The 3,938-nt window shown below is 59.7% G+C and carries 4 protein-coding genes; all 4 read left to right on the top strand.

Annotation, left to right across the window (positions count from 1 at the left end; genetic code table 11):
• On the top strand, positions 1 to 682 hold a 682-nt coding region (locus H1Y01_RS09000), incomplete at its 5' end, for an energy transducer TonB (RefSeq protein WP_180540107.1).
• 103 nt (positions 683 to 785) lie between these two features.
• The gene (locus tag H1Y01_RS08995; protein ID WP_180540106.1) at positions 786 to 1,721 is read left to right on the top strand and encodes a sugar phosphate isomerase/epimerase family protein; all 936 of its coding nucleotides are present in this window, start codon (positions 786 to 788) and stop codon (positions 1,719 to 1,721) included.
• A 3-nt stretch (positions 1,722 to 1,724) separates the two neighbouring features.
• Positions 1,725 to 2,576, top strand: coding sequence for an SPL family radical SAM protein (locus H1Y01_RS08990; protein WP_180540105.1), 852 nt, complete (start codon positions 1,725 to 1,727; stop codon positions 2,574 to 2,576).
• A gap of 58 nt (positions 2,577 to 2,634) precedes the next feature.
• Positions 2,635 to 3,938 (top strand): MFS transporter (locus H1Y01_RS08985; RefSeq protein ID WP_180540104.1); only part of this gene is annotated, 1,304 nt, incomplete at its 3' end.

The following is a 3,938-nucleotide window of genomic DNA, read 5'->3' as shown; positions in this document are numbered from 1 at the left end:
AAAGCAACAGATTGAGCTGATAGCGCCCGACATTGCTCCTTACAAGCCCACGGTGAAGAAAGACGCCATGCACGGCGGCGGCGGTGGCGGCGACCGGTCTCCGACGCCCGCCAGCAAGGGCAAGTTGCCCAAGATCGCGCTGAAGCAGTTTGTCCCGCCGGTAGCCGTGGTTCGGAACTTACAACCCAAGCTCGTGATGACGCCGACGATCGTTGCGGATATGCCGCTTCCCAACCTGAACTCCCCGAACATCGGCGATCCTTTATCGCGCATCGCCGAAGCGTCTAACGGAATTGGCGCGGGCGGTGGAATCGGTAGCGGGAATCGCGGCGGAATTGGTTCGGGAACTGGAGCGGGTCTTGGCCCTGGCTCCGGCGGTGGATTCGGCGGCGGCGCTTTCCGGGCGGGCGGCGGGGTCAGTTCGCCCGAACTGCTGCAGAAGGTCGAGCCGGAGTATTCCGAGGAAGCGCGCAAGGCCAAGCAACAAGGAACCGTCGTTCTTAAAGTCATCGTCGGTGTTGACGGCCGTGTTCGTGAGGTACAGGTGATCCGGCCGCTCGGTCTGGGTCTGGATGAGAAGGCGATCGAAGCGGTTAAGAAGTGGTCGTTCAAACCGGGCCAGAAGGACGGCAAAGCGGTCGCCGTCATCGCCAACATCGAAGTCAATTTCCACCTTCTGTAACGTTTGATTATTGGGCGTTGATACAATCCCGTCGGGTACTGATTTCATCATGACCAGACGAAATTTCATCTCCGCGTCCGCCGCTGTTCTCGCGGCTACTCGAATGTCTTCCGCAGCGCCGGAACCGTCAAGTCCGTTCGGCGTCTGCATCTACTCGTATCCGTCCGCTGCCGGTTTCAAAGACACGATTCAATTTATGGATCATTGCCACGCGATGGGCGCGGCAGGGATTCAGATGCACCTGGCCTCGCTCGATGCCGCGTACGCCGATCGCGTTCGCGCGAAAGCGGCTGAGTACGGCATGTACTATGAGGGCATCGCGACGCTGCCCAAAGGCGATGACACCGCGCAGTTCGAAGCTCAAGTTGCCGCGGCGAAACGGGCGGGGGCGCGGTTGGTTCGATCGGCTTGTTTGGGAAGCCGAAGGTACGAAACGTTTTCCGATCTCGCGAGCTACCAGCAGTTCGTGAAAGACGCTCACCAGGCGATCGAACGCGCGCTGCCGATTCTGGAGAAGCAGCAAGTCGCGCTCGCCCTGGAGAATCACAAAGACTGGACCATCGAACAGATGGTCGCCGTTCAGCAGAAGTATCATGGCCAGTACTTCGGCTGCTGCATGGATTTCGGCAACAACATTTCGCTGCTGGATGCGCCGAACGCCGTCGCGCAACTCGCGCCTTACGCCATCTCGACTCACGTGAAAGATATCGCCGTCGCGGCGGACGACGCCGGGTTTCGCATGACCGAAGTCCCGTTGGGACAAGGTGTGGTCGATGTGCCCGCTCTGATCAGCGCCGCGCGCGCGCATCGTCCAAACATCCGGTTCAACCTCGAGATGATCACGCGTGATCCGTTGCTGATTCCTTGCCTGACGGACAAGTACTGGGCGACCTTCCCGGACCGCGACGGCATCTATCTGGCGCGGACGCTCACGTTGGTCCGTGAGAAGGGCCGCGAACTGCCGCACGACAATCCGCCGGCTAAAGCGGATGAGAACGTCGCGCTGTGCCTTCGTTACGGCCGCGAACACTACGCGTGACCGATGCCGTTCCAGATTTACTCCGAGCCGGCGCGCAGTATCCTGACGCGCACTTCCGGTTTCATCGCTGAAGCCGGATTCACGCACTCGCTGACACCGGCCCGGAACTGCACCTTCGGCTGCTCGTATTGCTATGTGCCTACCATGGGTATTTACGGTGGATTGCGCCCGCATGACGTGACGCATTGGGGGCAGTCCACCACATTCAAATCCAATGCCGCGCGGCTGCTCGCGCGTGCTTTGAAGCCGGACCAGATGATCTACTGCTCGCCGCTGGTCGACCCTTTTCAACCCGCGGAGTCGGACGTTGGCGTGATGGGCGGCGTGTTGGAAGCCGTGGCGTTGCGGCCTCCAGACATCTTCGTGCTGCAGACGCGGAGCGCGCGCGTTCTTGAGTACTTAGAGGCGCTGAAGGCGATCGCGAGCCGAACCCGGCTGCGCGTCAGCTTCTCGATCACCACGGATGACGACGCCATTCGCCGCGCGTACGAACCGCACTGCGACCCGGTGGAGCGACGGTTCGAAACCGTGCGGGAACTGATCGCGAACAACATCGACACGTTCGCGACGTTAGCACCGCTGCTGCCCTGCGATCCCGATCGCCTGCTGGACCGCGCGATCGATGCCACGCGCAATCCGATTATCTGCGATCCGTTGCACACGCGAGTTGGGAAACCTCGCGGCGCGACCACGCGCCCCGCGGCCGCGCTGATCAGCGAGCGGCTGGGGTTATCGCACTGGCACGATCCTGAATTCCAGCGGTTCACGGTAGAGCGGATGTCTTCACGAGCCGCGGCGGCCAATCGCCGGTTCGCGACTGGACCCGCGGCCTTTCGTTTCCTCACGGAACGCTGATTAACTTCAGTTACAAAGGTGTTTCAGGTGCCTTGGTAAGTAAGTCGGAGGCCTCCAGATGCCGGCGACGGAAAACCAATCCCAGACGGGCGCAAGTACTCTCGAACAACTCGACTCATCCAAGATCACCAAGCTTCACTGGCAGATCATGTTCATCTCGGGCATGGGCTTCTTCACCGACGCCTATGACCTATTCATCATCGGCGTGGTGATGGCGATTCTGAAGGAATCCTGGAAGCCGTCTCCGACCGAAGTCGGTCTAGTCACGTCCACGTCACTGCTGGCCGCGGCGATCGGCGCGCTGATCTTCGGCCGCATTGCCGATATGCTCGGCCGCAAACGCATCTATGGATATGAGTGCGTGGTGTTGGCGGTCGGCGCGGTCTTGTCGGCGCTCTCGCCGAACATTATCTGGCTGATCGTCTTCCGCTTCATTCTCGGAATCGGCATCGGCGGCGACTATCCGGTAAGTGCGACCATCATGGCCGAGTATGCGGGTAAGTGCTCTCGCGGCATGCTCGTTAGCCTGGTGTTCGCGATGCAAGCCGCCGGCTTGATATTCGGTCCTTTGATCGCGGCCGGCTTGCTGGCGACGCATATGTCGCATGACATCGTCTGGCGCATCCTGCTGGCGTTCGGCGCGATTCCAGCGATGGCGGTGTTCCACATGCGCCGCAACATTCACGAGACGCCGCGCTACTTATTGGCGGCGGGGAAGCAGGATGAGTTTAATCAGGCTGCCGGAAGCGTTCTGGGAACCGGCAAAGGGGAGGCTGACAAGGAGAAGAAGGAGAAAGAAACCAAGCGTGATGTGCCGTTCATGGAAGGCTTTCAGAAGCTCGTCGCGAATCCGGAGTTACTGCGCAATCTGATCGGCGCCAGCGCGGCGTGGTTTCTTTTAGACTTCGCTTATTACGGGAACACCGTGAGTAGTCCGCTGGTTCTTAAAGCCGTGACGCCTCACGAGAGCTTGCTGAATCACACTCTTGTCCAGCTTATGATTTTCACGGTAGCCGCAGCGCCGGGCTACTTTGTCGCGGCCTACACTATGGATAAGCTTGGGCGGAAGATGATACAGTGCCTCGGGTTCGGCATGATGGCGGCTTCGTTCTTCGCAATGGCTCTGGTACCTAACATCGAGCATCTGGTAATTCCGTTCCTGATCATCTATGGCGTGAGTTACTTCTTTACGGAGTTCGGACCGAACTCGACTACCTTCGTTTATCCTTCGGAGATCTTTCCCGTGGAAAGCCGAACCACGGGACACGGTATCGCTTCGGCTACGGGAAAGATCGGCGCGTTCATTGGCGTGTTCTTGTTTCCGATTCTGATGAGCTGGCACGGGCTGTTAGCGGCGGAATC

This window comes from Nevskia soli (assembly GCF_903970205.1).
In the GTDB taxonomy this organism is placed as follows: Bacteria; Acidobacteriota; Terriglobia; order Bryobacterales; family Bryobacteraceae; genus Bog-113.
The sequence above is the reverse complement of the archived record's forward strand: the minus strand, read 5'-3'. Positions and strand labels throughout refer to the sequence as shown.